16 protein-coding genes and 1 pseudogene are annotated in these 16,043 nt (G+C 73.9%); 2 read left to right on the plus strand and 15 right to left on the minus strand.

Features of this window, described 5'->3' with window-relative positions; genetic code table 11:
• Window positions 1-68 precede the first annotated feature (68 nt).
• The 4 genes from RB146_11805 to RB146_11820 all read right to left on the minus strand — a co-directional run bounded on the left by RB146_11805 (window position 69) and on the right by RB146_11820 (window position 2,776).
• Window positions 69-704, minus strand: coding sequence for a superoxide dismutase (locus RB146_11805; protein MDQ7829653.1), 636 nt, complete (start codon window positions 702-704; stop codon window positions 69-71).
• A 177-nt stretch (window positions 705-881) separates the two neighbouring features.
• Entirely contained in the window at window positions 882-1,574 is a 693-nt protein-coding gene (locus RB146_11810) for a hypothetical protein (GenBank protein ID MDQ7829654.1), read from the minus strand.
• 22 nt (window positions 1,575-1,596) lie between these two features.
• Complete coding sequence (locus tag RB146_11815) at window positions 1,597-2,124, minus strand: vitamin K epoxide reductase family protein (protein ID MDQ7829655.1); 528 nt, start codon at window positions 2,122-2,124, stop codon at window positions 1,597-1,599.
• A 142-nt stretch (window positions 2,125-2,266) separates the two neighbouring features.
• Window positions 2,267-2,776 carry a DUF892 family protein gene (locus RB146_11820; GenBank protein ID MDQ7829656.1) on the minus strand — a complete coding sequence of 170 codons (510 nt, stop codon included), beginning with the start codon at window positions 2,774-2,776 and terminating at the stop codon, window positions 2,267-2,269.
• 154 nt (window positions 2,777-2,930) lie between these two features.
• On the opposite strand from RB146_11820, the gene RB146_11825 reads away from it, so the two are divergent.
• Window positions 2,931-3,413 carry a DUF2231 domain-containing protein gene (locus RB146_11825; GenBank protein MDQ7829657.1) on the plus strand — a complete coding sequence of 161 codons (483 nt, stop codon included), beginning with the start codon at window positions 2,931-2,933 and terminating at the stop codon, window positions 3,411-3,413.
• A 332-nt stretch (window positions 3,414-3,745) separates the two neighbouring features.
• A pseudogene (locus tag RB146_11830) lies at window positions 3,746-3,871 on the plus strand (carbohydrate ABC transporter permease).
• Window positions 3,872-3,875: 4 nt separating this feature from the next.
• On the opposite strand, the gene RB146_11835 reads toward RB146_11830, so the two are convergent.
• From RB146_11835 to ilvB, 11 genes are all read right to left on the minus strand, one after another.
• Window positions 3,876-4,160 (minus strand): ubiquitin-like small modifier protein 1, encoded by a 285-nt coding sequence (locus RB146_11835; protein MDQ7829658.1) that lies wholly within the window; start codon window positions 4,158-4,160, stop codon window positions 3,876-3,878.
• Entirely contained in the window at window positions 4,160-5,458 is a 1,299-nt protein-coding gene (thrC, locus tag RB146_11840; protein ID MDQ7829659.1) for a threonine synthase, read from the minus strand. The genes RB146_11835 and thrC overlap by 1 nt, the downstream gene beginning before the upstream one ends.
• 401 nt (window positions 5,459-5,859) lie before the next feature.
• Window positions 5,860-7,548 carry a dihydroxy-acid dehydratase gene (gene ilvD / locus RB146_11845; protein MDQ7829660.1) on the minus strand — a complete coding sequence of 563 codons (1,689 nt, stop codon included), beginning with the start codon at window positions 7,546-7,548 and terminating at the stop codon, window positions 5,860-5,862.
• Window positions 7,545-8,663 carry a 3-isopropylmalate dehydrogenase gene (gene leuB / locus RB146_11850; GenBank protein ID MDQ7829661.1) on the minus strand — a complete coding sequence of 373 codons (1,119 nt, stop codon included), beginning with the start codon at window positions 8,661-8,663 and terminating at the stop codon, window positions 7,545-7,547. The genes ilvD and leuB overlap by 4 nt, the downstream gene beginning before the upstream one ends.
• Before the next feature lie 21 nt (window positions 8,664-8,684).
• Complete coding sequence (locus RB146_11855) at window positions 8,685-8,852, minus strand: hypothetical protein (protein MDQ7829662.1); 168 nt, start codon at window positions 8,850-8,852, stop codon at window positions 8,685-8,687.
• 58 nt (window positions 8,853-8,910) lie between these two features.
• Window positions 8,911-9,429, minus strand: a complete 519-nt coding sequence (locus RB146_11860) for a 3-isopropylmalate dehydratase small subunit (GenBank protein ID MDQ7829663.1) — start codon at window positions 9,427-9,429, stop codon at window positions 8,911-8,913.
• Window positions 9,430-9,443: 14 nt separating this feature from the next.
• The gene (locus RB146_11865; protein ID MDQ7829664.1) at window positions 9,444-10,724 is read right to left on the minus strand and encodes a 3-isopropylmalate dehydratase large subunit; all 1,281 of its coding nucleotides are present in this window, start codon (window positions 10,722-10,724) and stop codon (window positions 9,444-9,446) included.
• A complete protein-coding gene (locus RB146_11870) occupies window positions 10,715-11,935 on the minus strand; it encodes a 2-isopropylmalate synthase (protein MDQ7829665.1) in 1,221 nt (406 codons plus the stop codon). The genes RB146_11865 and RB146_11870 overlap by 10 nt, the downstream gene beginning before the upstream one ends.
• A 1-nt stretch (window position 11,936) precedes the next feature.
• Complete coding sequence (ilvC, locus tag RB146_11875) at window positions 11,937-12,959, minus strand: ketol-acid reductoisomerase (protein MDQ7829666.1); 1,023 nt, start codon at window positions 12,957-12,959, stop codon at window positions 11,937-11,939.
• 29 nt (window positions 12,960-12,988) lie between these two features.
• Window positions 12,989-13,543 carry an acetolactate synthase small subunit gene (gene ilvN / locus RB146_11880; protein MDQ7829667.1) on the minus strand — a complete coding sequence of 185 codons (555 nt, stop codon included), beginning with the start codon at window positions 13,541-13,543 and terminating at the stop codon, window positions 12,989-12,991.
• Window positions 13,536-15,257: a biosynthetic-type acetolactate synthase large subunit gene (gene ilvB / locus RB146_11885; GenBank protein ID MDQ7829668.1), complete on the minus strand. Its 1,722-nt coding sequence runs from the start codon at window positions 15,255-15,257 to the stop codon at window positions 13,536-13,538. The genes ilvN and ilvB overlap by 8 nt, the downstream gene beginning before the upstream one ends.
• Window positions 15,258-16,043 lie beyond the last annotated feature (786 nt).

The following is a 16,043-nucleotide window of genomic DNA, read 5'->3' on the forward strand; positions in this document are numbered from 1 at the left end:
CCCACCACGCAGCACGAGGCCCGCGGGCCGCCGGGGCGACCCGCGGGCCGGCTAGCGGTCGACGACCGCTAGCGCGCCATCGCGCCGGCGCGGGCGCGCTCGAAGCTCTTCGCCACCTCGTCCCAGTTCACGACGTTCCAAAAAGCCGCCACGTAGTCGGCCCGGCGGTTCTGGTACTTCAGGTAGTAGGCGTGCTCCCAGACGTCGATCCCCAGCACCGGGACCTGCCCCTCCATCACCGGGGAGTCCTGGTTGGGCGTGGAGGTCACGGCCAGTTTCCCGTCCGCTCCCACGACGAGCCAGGCCCACCCCGAACCGAACCGCCCCAGCGCCGCCTTGGTGAACTGGTCCTTGAAGGCGTCGAAGCTGCCGAAGGCCTGGGTGATCGCCTCCGCCACCGCGCCCGAGGGCGTCCGGCTCCCGCCGGGAGCGATCCAGCGCCACCACAGGGAGTGGTTCAGGTGGCCGCCCCCGTTGTTCCGCACCGGCGTCTGGATGTCGGCCGGGAGCGCCGAGAGGTCGCGCAGCAGGTCCTCCACCTCCCGACCGTGGAAGGCCGCGTGCTTCTCCAGGGCCGCGTTGAGGTTGTTCACGTACGTCCCGTGGTGTTTCTGGTGGTGGATCTCCATGGTCAGCCGGTCGATGTGCGGCTCCAGGGCCCCGTAGTCGTACCCGAGCTCGGGCAGCGTGAAGGGATACGGCATGCTCTCACCTCCTCGTGGCGTGATGGCCACGGCAGGCCGTGGCTGGTATGGGCTCGTCTCTACTCTAGCACCCTTACCCGCGCTCACGCCGACAGAAACCAGAGCCTACCGGTGGGGATGCCACCGGGGCTGCTGCGGACGGCGCTCCTGGTGGCGGGCTGGCGCTGCTCCGGGCTGCTATGGAGGGGGTTCTCGTCGGCGGGCCTGGCGCCGAGCGTGGCGGAGCTCCCGCCGGACGCGCTTCCAGTCGGACGAGCGCGTGGAGAAGAGCAGGTCGGTGAGGATCTGGACCACCCCCAGCGCCAGGAGGACCAGGACGGTCCAGCGGGGGGCGCGGGCGGCCAGGGCCACCGGGAGCAGGAGGAAGGGGATGAGCTTCGTGACCAGGGCCCCCGAGGCATGCATCCAGGCACGCGCCGCCGCAGGCGCGCGCAGGTAGCTCTCGTAGTCGACCTTGATCCCGGGCTGAGGACGCAGCGGCTTGAGGACGTAGAGATCTGTAAAGGTCATCCCGGCCGCCCGCCCCGCCAGGTAGTGGGCCAGGTCGTGCGTCGTGCCGAGCAGCACTCCGGCCCCGGCCAGGAGGAGGATGCCTCGCGCCGGAGCCGGTGCCTCCAGAGCGCCCACCACGAGCCCCGCGCCCACCCCGGCCCCCATTGCGAGGAGCGGGAGCCCTCTCTCCAGGGGAAGGAGGATCCAGACCTGGCGCTGGAAGGCCCGGCGGTCGATCACGGCAATGCGCCGACCGAATTCGTCCAGCCATTCGGGATGGCGCTTGACCGCCTCGACCGCCCGCCAGAAGCCCAGGCGCCGCAGGTCCACCGGTCCTTCCTCCAGCGCCGCCTCGCAGGCGCCCAGGATCCGACGCACCTCGTCCCGGTCCACGGCCGCCCTACGGGTAGAGGGCATGGCGGGCCGACCGGGCCTCGCGCACCTCGGCCAGGGCCAGCGGGAGGATGGCAGCGTTGAGCGCGGCGGAGAGCAGACACCAGAAGCACCAGGCACCCACGCGGGCCGGCTGCTCGTAGGTGAGGACGGCACTGGCGGCCGCCGCCGCTCCGGCTGTGGCGCCGAGGGCCAGCACCCGGTAAGGGCGCTGCCGCGCCGGGCGGTCTCCCAGCGCCACGGCCAGTGTGGTCATGACCGCGTAGCCCAGCGCGCCGACGAGGGCATTGGGGAGCCCGAAGTGGACCGCGTGAGGGGAGCGCCCTACCCGCTCGCACCCCTCCCCGAAGAACGGACAGACCAGCCGGTCGATGAGCCCCTCGTGGTAGGCCAGCATGTAGAGGGCGTCGAGGAAGCCGGCCACGCTGAGGGCGGCCAGGGCGATACGACGCTGTCGCCGCCGCGGCCTGGCGACCCCCCCCTGCGCGGGGGCGTCCGCCGGGGGAGTCGCGTGCGTGGGCGACAGGGCAGTCATGGAGGCCACCGGGCACTATCGTAGCCTCCTCGACAGCTCTATGGGGGATGGACGGGGCAGGGGACGAGCCCAGGCACGGTCCCCGTCCCCTGCCGTGGCCGGCGTAGACCACGCGCCCCGTCCCGGCGGCGCAGCCCACGCGCTAGCCTGACGTCATCGCCACCTGCTGGAAGGCCTCCCGGGCCGTCCGCCCGACGTAGGGCCAGAGCATCTCGGCCGCCCGCGCCTCCTGCTGCTGGATGTCCCGGGCGAGCTGCTCGGTCTCCAGGTCACCCGCCGCTGCGGCCACCTGGGCCAGGGCCTCGTACATGGCCAGCTCGCTGTGCTCGACGGCGATGGCGGCGATGAGGTTCTGCACCCCCTTCTCGGAGGGGTCGTGTCCCATCTGGGCCACCTTGGGGCCCAGGCTGAAGAGGTTGGCCATGAACCCCTTCACGCCGGAGGGCGCACCGCCCAGGACCTCCAGCCGCCCCTTGAGTCGCTCCGCCTGCCAGCGGGTCTCGTCGGCGTGCTGCCGGAAGAGCTGCTGCAGCTCCGGCTGCTGGCTATCCTCGGCGAACTGCTTGAGCTGGTTCTCGAAGCTCTGCTCGGCCGCCAGGGCGTCCTGCAGGTAGCGGCGGATCACGTCGTGCTGATGGTGCACCATGGTCATCACCTCCGAGTGGGGGTTACCACCGCGCGGTGTCCGCGAAACAAGACAGGCTTGTCTGACGGCCGAGACTGACTTGAGGACCGCGACACAGGACAGCAAGCATGGGGGTGAGCAAGGGAAAAGGTTCAGGGGAGGACCAGAGGAGGGTCAGATCATGCAGGGCAAGGCCACGCTGTGGCGTCACCCGATTCACCCGATGCTCGTGCCGTTTCCCATCGCTTTCTTCGTCGGCTCCTTGGTTGCCGACATCTTCTCCCTGCTGGGCGGCTCCGACTTCTGGACGGCCATGGGGACCTGGCTCATTGCCTTCGGGCTGGTGGGCGGCCTGCTGGCCGCCCTCTTCGGGTTCGTCGACTACCTCACCATCCCCATGGGACCGGAGGTGCGGGGCACGGCGACCCGCCACATGGTCGTCAACCTGGTCGTGGTCGCCCTCTACGCCGTGAACCTGTACCTGCGCTGGCGTACCCCACAGACGCCGACCGGGTACATCCTCTCGCTCATCGGGGTCCTGGGACTGGGCTACGCGGGATGGCTCGGCGGGGCGCTCAGCTACGAGCACCGGTTGGGCACCGCGCCCGAGCAGCCGGCCGGGCAGGTGCCGGCCGGGGGGCGTCAACGCGCGAGGGCCCGGTAGGTCGGCGCTGGCCGGCGGCGGAGCTCGACTCTCGAGGATGAGGACGCTGCGCGTCCAGCTGCACCCGCGGCCCGACACCGTGGCCATCTCTGGCGGGTGATCGTCCCCCTGCTGGCGCCGACGATCACCGCACCTGGTCGTCCTGGGGGTCTGCCTGCTGTGGCTCCTGCCCACCCTGGGCCTGCTGGTGAGCTCCTTCCGGCCGCCGCGGCGTGGCCTCGACCGACTGGTGGACCGCGCTGCGGCCGCCCTGGACCTTCACCCTGCAGAACTACGCCGCCTATGCCTTGGCCTGGATGCCCTTCCGCGGGCGCGAGGTCCTCTCCACCCTCAGGGGGCAGAACTGGCAGCTGCTGACGGCAGCGGCCTTCGTCTCCATGGCGTTGCCGGTGGCCGTCTTCTTTGCCCTGCAGCGGGCCCTCGTGCGCGGCATCCTGGCCGCGGCGGTGAAGGGCTAGGCCGTCACGGCCGCTCGGCGCCGCCGGCCATGCTCGGCAGGATCGTCACCTCGGCGTCAGCCCGCAACGGGGTCTGGAGTCCTTGGAGCAGGCGCACGTCCTCACCGTCCACGAAGACGCTCACGAACGGGTGGAGCCCGCCGTCGCCGTCGAGCAGCCGCGGGCGCAGCCCGGGCCAGCGCTCGGTCAGGGCGCGCAGGACCTCGCCCAGCGTGGCACCCGCCACCGCCACCTCGCGCTGACCGTCGGCGTGCTGGCGGAGCGGGGCGGGGATGCGCACCCGGGGCATCAGCCCTCACCTCCTGCCGCAGCGGCGCCGGCACCCGCAGCGGCCGCAGCCACGCCCTCCAGGCGCGGCAACACCGCCGCCTCGAACGCCGCCAGCGTGGGCCGGATGGCGACGGGCCCGGGGAGCGGGACCAGGTTCTCCCGCGTCTTCAGCCCCATCCCCGTGAGGTAGACCACCACCGTCGCCTCGGGGTCGACGGCGCCCGCCTGCGCCAGGCGCCGCAGCGCCGCCACGGTGACGCCGCCGGCGCTCTCGGTGAAGAGCCCCTCGGTGCGCGCCAGCAGGGCGACGGCGTCGGCGGCCTCCTCATCCGTCACCGCCACTGCCCGGCCGCCGCTGTCGCGGATCGCCCGGAGGGCGAAGAGGCCGTCGGCCGGGCTCCCGATGGCGAGCGAGCGCACCGCGGTCTGCGGCCGCACCGGCGCCACCTGCGCCGCCCCGGCGGCGAAGGCCGCGGCAATGGGCGCGCAGCCCGCAGGCTGGGCGCCGTGGACCTGCACCGGTCGCGCCGCCGCCAGGCCGACCTCGGCCAGCTCCGCGAAGGCGCGCGCGATCTTCACCAGCAGGTTGCCCGAGGCCATGGGCACGACCACGTGGTCGGGCAGCCGCCAGCCGAGCTGCTCCGCCACTTCGTAGCCCAGGGTCTTGGCCCCGTCGGCGTAGTAGGGGCGGAGGTTCACGTTGAGGAAGGCCCAGCGGTACTCGTCGGCCACCTGGGTGCAGAGGCGGTTGACGTCGTCGTAGGTGCCGTCGACCTCGACGATCGTCGCGCCGTACACCGCCGAGAGGACGAGCTTCTCCGCCTCGAGCCCGCGCGGCACGAAGACGACGGCCCGCAGGCCGGCCCGGGCGGCGCAGGCGGCCACGGCGTTGGCCAGGTTGCCGGTGGAGGCGCACGCCGCCACGGTGAAGCCGAACTGGCGCGCCGCCGCGATCCCCACGGCGACGACGCGGTCCTTGAACGACCAGGTGGGGTTCGCGGCGTCGTTCTTCAGGTAGAGGCGCCGCAGCCCCAGCGCGGCGCCCAGGCGCGGGGCGGGCAGCAGCGGCGTCCAGCCGGCGCCCAGGTCGCTCGCGGGGTCGGGGTCGACCGGCAGGAACGGCGCGTAGCGCCACAGGGTGGGCGGTCCCGCGCTGATGGTGCGGCGGAGGGCCTCCGCCTCCCCGCTCCCGCTCCCGGCGGGCCCGCCCTCGACCACGCTCACGGCGTCGAGCGGTCCGAGGCACTCCTCACAGACGTAGCGGGGCTCGAGCGGGTAGGTCGTGCCACAGAGGCGACAGCGCAGGTGCCGGGCCATCTCTCCCTCCTCTCGGAACGCCGTCTGCGGACCCCCAGAAAACATCAACGCCCGCTCTCCACCAGGAGCGCGGGCTGCCATCGGACACGGTTGCCTCGTCCAGGCCGGGGCCTGTCGAGACCGCATCCCCGCCGCCGGCTCAGCCGGGCGGCAGGCAGGCACCTTGGGTGTCCGTCCCAGGTTGCCGGGTCCGCGTCGGGACCGCTCCTGATGCGAGGTCCAGTATGAGGGCGAACCGGGCCTCCGTCAATGGACTCGTGCCCGGCCCGTGCGCCGGTCCCACGGCCCGGGACGCCGCGCCTCGGGCAGAGCGCCGTTCACGCCGCGATAACGCCGGGCCGGGGCGCTCCGACGCCGGTCGTGCGTCACGCTCGCCCCGGGGCGAGTCGCGTTCGGTATCCTCAGGCCGTGGTCACCGCACCCTTCGACGCCGAGGAGACGAGCCGGGCGTACTTGGCCAGCACCCCTGCCCCATCCCGGGAGGCTGCAGGCGGGCCGGGCCAGGCGCGCAGGCGGGCAGCCAGCTCCTCGGGCGGCAGGGCCACGTCCAGACGCCGGGCCGGGACGTCGATGGTGATCTCGTCACCGTCGCGCAGCGCGGCCAGGGGGCCGCCCACGGCGGCCTCAGGGGCCACGTGCCCCACCATCAACCCATGGGTGGCGCCGGAGAAACGCCCGTCCGTGATGAGCGCCACGGACTCGCCCAATCCCGCTCCGACGAGGGCCCCGGTGACGGCGAGCATCTCCCGCATCCCTGGTCCGCCCACCGGCCCCTCGTAGCGGATCACCACGACGTCGCCCGGGTGGATCCGCCGCTCGCGGACCGCCGCGAACGCCTCCTCCTCGCGATCGAAGACGCGGACTGGGCCGGTGTGGACGAGGCGCTCGTGACCGGCCAGCTTCACCACGCACCCCTCCGGGGCCAGGCTGCCACGTAGGATGGCCAACCCTCCGTGTGGGCGGAGCGGGGCGTGCAGGGGGCGCACGACCTCCTGCCCGGGGGCCTCCTCGGCGAGCGCCGCCTCCTCGGCGATCGTCCGGCCGGTGACCGTGGGCGCGTCGCCGTGGAGGAGCCCCGCGTCGAGGAGCCGGCGCGCCAGCAGGCGGGTGCCGCCGGCGCGGTGGAGGTCGGTGGCGACGAACCGCCCGCCCGGCTTCAGGTCGGCCAGCAGGGGTGTGCGCGCGCTGATGCGGTCGAAGTCCTCCAGGTCGAGCGGGACCCCGGCCTCGTGGGCCACAGCCAGCAGGTGGAGGACGGCGTTGGTCGACCCGCCGCTCGCGGCCACGGCGGCGATGGCGTTCTCGAGGGCTTCGCGCGTGACGAAGCGCCGTGCGCCCACCTCCCGCCGGACCAGCTCCACCGCCAGCCGGCCGACCTCTGCCGCCGCCGCGGCCTTCTCCGGATGGGTGGCCGGCAGGTCGGAGGCCGCCATGGGGGCGATCCCCAGCATCCCGAAGGCCATGGCCATGGTATTGGCGGTGAACTGCCCGCCACACGCCCCCGGCCCGGGACAGGCGATCGCTTCGAGCGCGTACAGCTCCTCCAGCGAGAGGCGCCCGGCCTGGTAGGCGCCCACGGCCTCGAAGACGTCCTGGATCGTCACATCCCGCCCCTGGTAGCGGCCGGGCTGGATGGAGCCGCCGTACAACATCAGGCCGGGCAGGTCGAGACGCACCAGGGCCATCACCGCCCCGGGAATGGTCTTGTCGCACCCCGTGATGGCGACCAGGCCGTCGAGGAGGTGCCCGCGGGCCACGAGTTCGATCGAGTCGGCGATCACCTCGCGGCTGACCAGCGAACTGCGCATGCCCGGGGTGCCCATGGCGATGCCGTCGGAGACGGCGATGGTGTTGAACTCCACCGGCGTGCCGCCGGCGGCGCGGATGCCGGCCTTGACGTGGGCGGCCAGGTCGCGCAGGTGGATGTTGCAGGGCATCAGCTCGATCCAGGCGTGGGCCACGCCGATGAGCGGCCGCCGGAGGTCGTCGTCGCTGTAGCCCACGGCGCGGAAGTAGGCTCGGGCGGGCGCGCGCTCGGGGCCGTCGAGGAGCCGCCGGCTGTGGGGACGGGGGACCGCCGGGGGGCTCATGCGGGCCTGCCCCCGACGAGCGGTTGACCTTCCTGGAGGGCGGACGCGACGGCCTCGCCCACCGCGGCCGTCGTGGCCGTCCCGCCGAGGTCCGGGGTGCGGATGCCGGCCTGCAGGACCTCGTCGACCGCCTGCTCCACCGCCGTCGCCAGCTCCGGATGACCGAGCGAAGTTCGCAGCATCATCGCCACGCTGAGGATGGCCCCGAGCGGATTGGCCACGCCCCGCCCCGCCAGGTCAGGCGCGGAGCCGTGCACGGGCTCGTACAGCCACGGATGCGTCTCTCCGACACTGGCCGACGGCAGCAGGCCGAGCGAGCCCACCAGCCCGGCGGCCCCGTCGCTCAGGATGTCGCCGAAGAGGTTCTCCGTCAGGACCACGTCGAACCGGCGCGGGGCCCGCACGAGCTCCAGGGCGCAGGCGTCCACCAGCAGGTGACGCACCGCCACGTCCGGATGGGCGCGGGCCTCCGCCTCCACCACGGTCCGCCACAACACCGAGGTCGCCAGGACATTCGCCTTGTCCACCGAGACCACCTCCCGCCGCCGCCCCCGGGCGAGGGCGAAGGCGACGCGGGCCACGCGGCGGACTTCCTCCGCCCGGTAGCGTATCGTGTCCACCGCTTCCTCGTCGCGGTACCAGCGGGGCTCGCCGAAGTAGGCGCCGCCGGCGAGCTCGCGGACGATCACCAGGTCGGTGCCGCCCACGCGCTCGGGACGCAGCGGCGAGACGTCCACCAGTGACGGCGGCAGGCGCACGGGCCGCAGGTTGGCGTAGACGCCGAGGGCCTGGCGCAGCCGCAGGAGGCCGCGCTCGGGCCGGTGCTCCTGGGACCGGCCGTCCCAGCGCGGACCGCCGACGGCGCCGAGCAGGACCGCGTCGGCCTCCCGGCACAGCCGCAGCGTCTCGGCCGGCAGCGGGTCGCCCGTGGCGTCGAGGGCCGCCCCGCCGATGCGCCCCTCGCGCAGGTGCACGCGCACGCCGGCGCGCTCGGCCGCCGCCAGCAGGACGCGCACCGCCTCGGCCGTGACCTCCGGCCCGATGCCGTCGCCGGGCAGGACGGCGATCGTCCAGCCGTCCGGGCGCGCGCCCGTGCCGCCGGCGCCGGTCGGCATCGGGTCCGCCTGCCGCGTCACCTAGAAGAGCTGCTGGATCCGCTCGCGCACCCAGCCGGCCTCGCGCTCGGCAGCACGGCGTTCACGCTCGCGCCGGTCCCGCTCCCACGGCTCCTCGTTGGCCCGCGGCACCTCTGCCTCCGCCGAGGGCCGGTGTGGCGTCTGCCCGTCCTGCTCCCGGTCCGTCATCCCATGACCTCCTTTGCCTTGGCGCCCAGTCGTTCACGCACCATCATCGGCACACCGCTCAGGGGGCGGCGCCGCCCGCCTCCGCGGCGGCCAGCGCCGCCCGGACATACTCGACGATCCCGCCCGACTGCAGCAGGTACCGCATGAACGGCGGCAGCGGGGTGATGGCGTAGCGCTCGCCGCGGGTGTGGTTCACCACCCACCCGGCGGTCAGGTCGACCTCCACCTCGTCCCCGTCGCGCACCCGGTCGCGGGCCTCGGCGCACTCCACCAGCGGCAGGCCCACGTTGCAGGCGTTGCGGTGGAAGATCCCGGCGAAGGAGCGCGCCACCACCGCCCCGACCCCGAGCCCCTTGATGGCGATGGGCGCGTGCTCGCGGCTGCTCCCCTGGCCGAAGTTCTGGCCGGCCACCAGGATGTCGCCCGGCCGGATGCGCTCCCGCAGCGTGGGGTCCAGGTCCTCGAAGCAGTGGCGGGCCAGCTCGCCGGGGTCGGTGGTGACCAGGTAGCGCGCCGGGATGATGCCGTCGGTGTCGACGTGGTCGCCGAGGAGGTGGGCGCGTCCGCGCAGCTGCATCACCCGCGCCCCCCTCAGGCCGGGACCAGGTCGCGCACGACGTCGGCGGGGTGCACCAGACGCCCCGCCACGGCCGCCGCCGCCGCCACTGCCGGGTTGGCCAGGTAGACGCGGCTCTGGCGGTGGCCCATGCGGCCCACGAAGTTCCGGCTGCTGGTGGAGACGCACACCTCGCCGTCCGCCAGCACGCCCATGTGGCCGCCGATGCAGGGCCCGCACGTGGACGTGCTCACCGCCGCCCCGGCGTCGAGGAAGGCCTGGAGCAGCCCCTCCGCGAGCGCCTGCCGGTAGACCGCGGGGGTGGCCGGGATGACCAGCAGGCGCGTCTCCGGGTGGACGCGGCGGCCGGCCAGCACCCGTGCGGCCAGGCGCAGGTCCTCCAGCCGTCCGTTGGTGCAGGTGCCGATGAAGACCTGGTCCACGCGCACGCCCGCCACCTCGCGCACGGGGACCACGTTGCCGGGCGACGCCGGGACCGCCACCACCGGCTCCAGCGTCGAGACGTCGTAGGTGCGCACCCCGGCCACGCGCGCGTCCGGGTCGCTGCGGTAGACGGTCCAGGGGCGGCGGGCGCGGGGGCGCACCCAGGCCAGCACCGTCTCGTCGGCCTCCATGATGCCGTTCATGGCGCCCGCCTCGACCGCCATGTTGGTGATGGAGAAGCGCTCGTCCATGGTCAGGTCCTGCAACGCCTCCCCCACGAACTCCATGGCCCCGTAGCGCCCGCCGTCCACGCCGATGTCGCCGATGACGTGCAGGATCAGGTCCTTGCCGGTCACCCAGGGCCGCAGGCGGCCGCGGAACTCGTAGCGCACGGTCTCCGGCACGCGCATCCACAGGCGCCCCAGGGCCATGGCCGCGGCCAGGTCGGAGGAGCCCACCCCGGTGGCGAAGGCGCCGAGCGCCCCGTGGTTGCAGCTGTGGGAGTCGGCGCCGAAGAAGACGTCTCCCGGAACGACGAACCCCTCCTCGGCCAGCAGGACGTGGGCGATGCCGGATCGGCCCACGTCGTAGAAGTGCGGCAGGTGGTGGCGGCGGGCGAACTCGCGGGCGATGCGGCACTGCTCCGCCGAGGCGATGTCCTTCGCCGGCACGTAGTGGTCGAAGACGATGGCGACCCGCTCGGGGTCGAAGACGCGCCGGGCCCCCATGCGCTCGAACTCGCGGATGGCCAGCGGGGCAGTGATGTCGTTGGCGAAGACGAAGTCCGCCCGCACCTCGATGACCTCTCCGGGGGTCACCCGCGGGACACCCGCGTGGGCCGCCAGGATCTGCTCGGTCAGCGTCATCCCCACCACTGCGCTTTCCCCGGGCCTGACGGCGCCCCCGCCGCCGGCGTCGGCACGAGGGCCCGCAGGTCCTCGGCGGTGATGTACTTGCGCGCCTCCGCCAGCGCCTTGAACGCCTGGAAGGCCGCCTCCAGCGCCGCCTCGTCGAGGCGGATCCCCTGCGCCTCCAGCGCGTGCTGCAGGGCGTGACGCCCGGAGTGGCGCCCCAGCACGAGGCGTCCCTCCGCCCCCACGTCGGCCGGGCGCATGATCTCGTAGGTGGCGGGGTGGCGCAGCACGCCGTGCTGGTGGATCCCGGCCTCGTGGGCGAAGGCGTTGGCGCCCACGATGGCCTTGTTGGGCGGGACCGCCACCCCGGTGACGGCGGCCACCAGCGCGCTCGTGGCCGAAAGGCGCGTGGTCTCCACGCCCACCGTGACCCCGTAGCGGTCGCGCCGCGTGCGCAGCGCCATCACCACCTCCTCGAGCGCGGCGTTGCCGGCGCGCTCGCCGATGCCGTTCACCGTGCACTCCACCTGGCGCGCGCCGGCGGCCACGCCGGCCAGCGAGTTGGCCACCGCCAGGCCCAGGTCGTCGTGGCAGTGGACGCTCACCGTGACGGGCTCCCCGTGCGCGCCCGGCATGTCGGCCACCGCCTCGCAGACCCGGCGCACCAGCGCGCCGAACTCCTCGGGCGTGGCGTAGCCGACGGTGTCCGGGATGTTCAGCACCCGGGCCCCCGCCGCCACGGCGGTGCGGAAGACCTCCACCAGGTAGGCGGGGTCGGTGCGGCTGGCGTCCTCGGCGGAGAACTCCACCTCCGGGACCAGGCGCCGGGCCTGGCGCACCGCCCGCTCCACCTCCTCCAGGACCTGCGCGCGGGTCTTGCCCAGCTTGTAGGTCAGGTGGACGTCGGAGGTGGCGATGAACGTGTGGAGACGCGGCCGCGCCGCCCCGCGCAGGGCCTCGGCCGCCGCCTCGATGTCCGCGGGGACGGTGCGGGCGAGCGCCGCCACCGTGACCTCCCGCACCTCGTGCGCCACCGCCTGGACGGCGGCGAAGTCGCTGCGGGAGGCGATGGGGAAGCCCGCCTCGATGACGTCCACGCGCAGCGCCTCCAGGGCGCGGGCCACCCGCACCTTCTCCTCCGGGGTCATGGCGAAGCCGGGGGCCTGCTCCCCGTCGCGCAGGGTCGTGTCGAAGATGGCCACCCGGTCGGTGGGCACCGTGGCGCTCACCTCAGCGTCCTCCGGCCGCGGCCACCTCCGGGCGGGTGGCGAGCCAGGGCATCATGGCGCGCAGCCGCCGCCCCACCTCCTCGATGGGGTGGGCCGCCTCCTCCCGTCGCCGCGCCTCCAGCACCGGCCGGCCGGCCTGGTTCTCCAGGATCCACTCGCGGGCGAAGGTGCCGTCCTGGATCTCGCGCAGCAGGCGGCGCATCTCCGCCCGGGTGGCCTCGGTGATGATGCGCCGGCCGCGGGTCAGGTCGCCGTACTCGGCGGTGTTGCTGACGGAGTGGCGCATCCAGGCGAGCCCCCCCTCGTAGAGCAGGTCGACGATGAGCTTCAGCTCGTTGAGGCACTCGAAGTAGGCGATCTCCGGCTGGTAGCCGGCCTCGACCAGGGTGTCGAAGCCGGCCTTGATGAGCTCGGTCACCCCGCCGCAGAGCACGGCCTGCTCCCCGAAGAGGTCGCTCTCCACCTCCTCGCGCACGGTGGTCTCGATCACGCCCGCCTTCGTGCACCCCACGCCCCGGGCGTAGGCGAGCGCCAGCTCCCTGGCCCCGCCCGAGGCGTCCTGGTGGATGGCCAGCAGGGCGGGCACGCTCTGCCCGGCCACGAACTGCCGGCGCATCAGGTGGCCGGGGGCCTTGGGGGCGACCATGAAGACGTCCACGTCCGGCGGCGGGACCACCTGGTGGTAGTGGAGGCTGAAGCCGTGCGCCACGGCCAGCGCCCGTCCCGCGCGCAGGTGCGGAGCGATGGCCTCCCGGTAGACCTGGCCCTGCACCTCGTCGGGGATGAGGAGGACGACGACGTCGGCCTCGCGCGCCGCCTCGGCCGTCTCCCGCACCGCCAGCCCGGCCTCCTGGGCGGCGGCCCAGGAGCGGCTGCCGGGGTAGAGGCCCACGACCACGTCGATGCCGCTGTCCCGCAGGTTGAGCGCGTGGGCGTGCCCCTGGCTGCCGTAGCCGATCACGGCGACGCGCCGCTCGCGCAGCGGCGCCAGGCTGGCGTCGGCGTCGTAGTAGATGCGTGCCATGCGTGCTCCCCTCCCTCCGTCAGCCGTGCTCAGGTGCTCTGCGGCCCGCGCACCAGGGCGAGCGGGCCCGACCGGACCAGCTCCCGCACCCCGTAGCGGCGCAGGAGGCGGTAGAGGGCGTCGACCTTCTCGGGACGTCCGCTCACCTCGAGGGTGAGCGTGCGTTCCCCCATGTCCACGACCCGGGCGCGGAAGACCCGCGCGGCCAGCAGCACCTCCTGGCGGGTCCCCGGCGTGACGTCCACCTTGATGAGCGCCAGCTCCCGCACCACCGTGGGCTGGGCGCTCAGGTCGGCCACCCGCCGCACGTCCACGAGCTTGTTCAGGTTCTTGGCCACCTGCTCGCCGGACGCCCCCTCCTCCAGCACGACGAAGAGGCGGGCCAGGTGCGGCTCCTCGGTGCGCCCCAGGACCAGCTCGCGCACCGGGTAGCCGCGGCGGCGCAGCAGCCCCGCCACGCGCTCCAGCACCGCCGCGCGCATCTCCACGAGCACGCCCAGCGTCCGCGGCCCGCCCCCGCCGCCGTTGGCCGTGGCGGTGGCGGCGGCCGTTCCGGGCTGCGGGGTGGGCGCGGCGCTAGCCAAGGATCATCTCCTTGACCGACTGGCCCGAGGGGATCATGGGCAGGCAGTTCTCCTGCGGGTCGACGTGAACGTCCAGCACGCAGGGGCCGTCCGGCACCGCCAGCATCCAGGCCAGGGCCGCCTCGACCTCGTCCGGCCGCCGCACGCTGCGCCCCTGCGCTCCGAAGACCTCGGCCAGGCGGGCGAAGTCGGGGTTGCGCAGGAAGACGTGCGAGTAGCGCTGGCGGTAGAAAAACTCCTGCCACTGCCGCACCATCCCCAGCGAGCCGTTGTTGAGCACGACGACCTTCACCGGCAGGCGCCATTCCACCGCCGTGATGAGATCCTGCATCGTCATCTGGAAGCCGCCGTCGCCCACCAGCGCCACCACCGTGGCGTCGGGTCGGGCCACCTGGGCGCCGAGGGCTGCCGGGAACCCGAAGCCCATCGCCCCCAGTCCTCCAGAGCTGATGAAGGTGCGGGGCGCGCGCGGCCGGCAGAACTGCGCCGCCCACATCTGGTGCTGGCCGACGTCGGTGACGACCACGGCGCGGTCCCCGGTGAGCCGGGCGAGCGTCTCGCAGACGAACTGGGGCTTGATCACGTCGTCGCCCTGGCGGTAGCGCAGCGGGTAGCGCGCCTGCCACTCCTCGAGCTGCCGCCACCAGGCCTCCAGCGGCAGCGGGTCGGGCAGCGCGTCGGCCAGGGCGCCCAGCGCGGCGCGGGCGTCGGCGACGATGGGGACGTGGGCGGGCTTGTTCTTGCCGATCTCCGCCGGGTCGATGTCGATGTGGATGAAGCGCGCCTGCGGGGCGAAGTCGCGCAGCCGTCCGGTCACCCGGTCGTCGAAGCGCACCCCCACCGCCAGCACGACATCGGCGGCGTCGACGGCATAGTTGGCGCAGACGGTGCCGTGCATGCCGAGCATCCCCAGGCAGCGGGGGTGGTGCTCGTCGATGGCCCCCTTGCCCATGAGGGTGACCGTCACCGGCACGCCGGTCTGGTCGACCAGGCGGGTGAGCTCGACGGAGGCCCCGGCGCTGATCACCCCGCCCCCGGCGTAGATGACCGGGCGGCGGGCGTCGCGCAGGAGCGCTGCGGCCGCGGCGATCTGCCCGGCGTGCGGGGCGCGCGGGCCGGCGCGGCGCGAGGGCGCCGGCTCGCCGCGGGTGGCGGCCAGGGGGGTCTGGGAGACGTCGCGGGGCACGTCGACCACCACCGGCCCGGGGCGGCCGCTGGCGGCCACGGCGAAGGCCTCGGTGAGGGCGGCGGGCAGGTCGGCAGGGTCGCGCACGAGGTAGCTGTGCTTGGTGATGGGCAGGGTCAGGCCGATGATGTCGGCCTCCTGGAAGGCGTCGCGGCCGATGACCGCGGTGGGCACCTGGGCGGTGATGGCCACGACAGGGATCGAGTCCATGTAGGCGTCGGTGAGCCCGGTGACGAGGTTGGTGGCCCCGGGCCCCGAGGTGGCCAGGCAGACCCCCACCCGCCCCGTGGCCCGCGCGTAGCCGACCGCGGCGTGCGCCGCCACCTGCTCGTGGCGGACGAGCACGTGGGCGATGTCGCGGGCGTCGTAGAGGGCGTCGTAGATGGGCAGCGCCGCCCCGCCCGGGTGGCCGAAGATGGCGGTCACTCCCAGGCGGCGGAGGGTCTCGACGAGGACCTGCGCCCCGATGCGGACGGCCACCTCCCTCCCGCTCCCCGTGGGTGTGGCCTGGACGGCGCTCGTGGCCATGCCTGGTCTCCCTCCCTTCTCGTGCAGTCTCTGCAGCGCCGGCGGCGCGCGCTCCCCGTCGCGGTCGGCACTGCCGTCCGCCGCCTGCCCGCCGGCTGCCGCCTGCGCCAGCCGGGGTCGGCGCTGGGCGTCAGCCGTGCGCCCTCGAAAAACGGACAAAGCCACCCGTAAGGACGGATGGCTCCGTGGTACCACCTTACTTCCAGGGGCTGGCGCCGCCCGGCGTGCGCCCTGCGCCCTGGAACTCTTCGCCCGATATCGGGGGCGACCGGTAGGGCCTGAGCCGGTGGCCGTCGACCCTACGGCTCGGGGACGAGTTCGGCGGCGGGGCGGTGGCCGGCTCGCACCTGGCCCGGCTCTCTCACCACCGCTCCGACGGCCTACTGCTTCCCCTCATCGCCACTGCCTGGTGGGCAGCGCCTGCGCTCGGTGCGAAAGAAAAACGCCCGAGCGAATAGTGTCCCGCGAGGAACCTATCCCTCAGGCTTTTGTCCTGACGGTGTAGCGGACCACCCGGGCCCGCCTGCGCCGCTTGGACCGACCGGCACCTTGTGGGCGCCGTGGAACCCTAGGCGCACTTCCTTCGCCGCCGTATAGCCTCCAGGAGACCCCGGCCTGCGCTCGGCCACGGCGCTGCCTGAAGTTACGACGGAGGCTAGCAGAGAGGGGTGCGGATTGTCAACCCCCCGATCCGCCTCATAATTCAGGTTACCGAGCGGGGTAGTGTTGCCTCATAAATCCGGTTACCGGATCAGGAGGCACCATGAGCTCGCAGAGCATCCGGGA

The organism is Armatimonadota bacterium, assembly GCA_031081585.1.
Classification (GTDB): domain Bacteria; phylum Sysuimicrobiota; class Sysuimicrobiia; order Sysuimicrobiales; family Humicultoraceae; genus Geohabitans; species Geohabitans tengchongensis.